3 protein-coding genes are annotated in these 1743 nt (G+C 53.2%); all 3 read left to right on the forward strand.

The window, feature by feature from the left end; translation table 11 throughout:
• A partial coding sequence (locus IEY11_RS01615; protein ID WP_308743798.1) for an XkdQ/YqbQ family protein occupies positions 1 to 991 on the forward strand: 991 nt, incomplete at its 5' end.
• A gap of 1 nt (position 992) precedes the next feature.
• Positions 993 to 1256: a DUF2577 domain-containing protein gene (locus IEY11_RS01620; RefSeq protein ID WP_188885553.1), complete on the forward strand. Its 264-nt coding sequence runs from the start codon at positions 993 to 995 to the stop codon at positions 1254 to 1256.
• The gene (locus tag IEY11_RS01625; RefSeq protein ID WP_118729283.1) at positions 1256 to 1675 is read left to right on the forward strand and encodes a DUF2634 domain-containing protein; all 420 of its coding nucleotides are present in this window, start codon (positions 1256 to 1258) and stop codon (positions 1673 to 1675) included. Before IEY11_RS01620 ends, IEY11_RS01625 begins: the two co-directional genes overlap by 1 nt.
• Positions 1676 to 1743: the final 68 nt, after the last annotated feature.

Consider the following 1743-nt stretch of genomic DNA (forward strand, 5'->3'; position numbering starts at 1 on the left):
GCCGTCCTGCCAGATGCCGGGTGCGGAGCTGATCATCCAGAACAAAAACGGTCAGCTTCAGCAGCCGATGATCGAGGGCGACATCGTGTGGGAAACCACCCGCAGCGGCGCGGCGTCCTCGCTGACGTTTACGGTGGTCAAGGACGACACCCTCAACTTCCACGAGGGCAATCCGGTCAGCTTTCGGTTCAACGGTGCGAACGTATTCTATGGCTATGTGTTCAAGAAGTCGCGCTCAGACAATCGGCTGATTAAGGTCACGGCCTATGACCAGTTGCGGTACTTCAAGAACAAGGACACCATCAGCTACACGAACAAGACCTATGCCGATGTGCTGAAAATGCTGGCTGCGGACTACGGTTTGAAGGTCGGAACGGTCACGGACACCAAGTACAAAATCCCGCAGCGCATTGAGGAGGGAACGCTTTTCGATATGCTCGGCAATGCCAGTGACCTGACCATCATCAACACCGGTAAGGTGTACGTCTTGTATGACGATTTCGGCAAGTTGTGCCTCAAACCGTATGAGAGCCTGCTCCTGCCGCTCTACATCGACGAGGACACCGCCCAGGGTTACAGCTACACGTCCTCGATTGACAGCGACGTGTATAACCGCATCAAGCTGGCGTGGGACAATGATGAAACCGGCGTCAGAGAGGTTCATGTGATGAACAATACCGCCAGCCAGAGCAAATGGGGCACGCTCCAGTATTATGAAAAGCTGGATAATGCCCTCAACACCGCCGATTTGCAGACCAAGGCCAAGGCGCTGATGAAATACTACAACGTTATTCACCGCGAGTTGGCCATGCAGAAGGTGTTTGGTGATGTACGCGCTCGTGCCGGTACTTCGGTTTGTGTCGGCATGGGCCTGGGTGACATCAATATCAAGAACTATATGTGCGTGGAGAAGGCTAAGCACACGTTCAGCAATGGCCTGTACACGATGGATTTGTACCTGAGCGGAATTCGAGGTGAGTTTAGTGCCTGATATGCAGCGGTTTATCAACACATTAAAACAGATTGCCGCGAACGAGCGTCAAGCCGCTTTGCCGATGACGATTTGCTTCGGCAAGGTGATTGCACTCTCGCCGTTCCGTGTGCAGATCGACCAGAAACTTGTACTCACCAAGGAGTTTTTCATCGTGAAAAGCGGTGTGAGCGCCTCCTCGTTCAAGGTGGGCGATGTGCTCATCCTGTTCCGCAATGATGGTGGACAAAAGTACCTGGTATTCGACAAGAAAGGGGCGCTGTAATGCTGCCGACAGAGTATAATGACGATCTCGTGCAGGATTTCGAGATCGAAACACAGCCTACACGCACCTATGCGCTGCGGTTTGACGGCTACCCGTGTTCCGGCGGCAAGCTGGACGGACTGGAAGCCATGAAGCAGGCCATCTTCCTGATTCTTCAGACTGAGCGGTTTCAGTACGCGATTTACAGCTGGAATTACGGCATTGAGCTGAACGCCCTGCTCGGTCAGACCATGACGCCGTATCTGCAGTCCAAGGTTGCCAAGGCGATTGAAGATGCGCTCATGGCAGACGATCGTGTGCTCTCGGTTGAGCAGTTCTCGTTCACCAAGGGCAAGCGCAACCTGTTTGTGAAATTTACCGTAACCACGACCGAGGGCGACGTGGAAAGCGAATTTGAGTTTGGAGGTGAAACGGCATGATCGGACGATACTCGGACGAAATGACGTTTGACTACATTATGAACCGTATGCTGGAATCCGTGCCGGAT

It is taken from the genome of Butyricicoccus faecihominis, from assembly GCF_014648015.1.
GTDB lineage: Bacteria > Bacillota > Clostridia > Oscillospirales > Butyricicoccaceae > Agathobaculum > Agathobaculum butyriciproducens.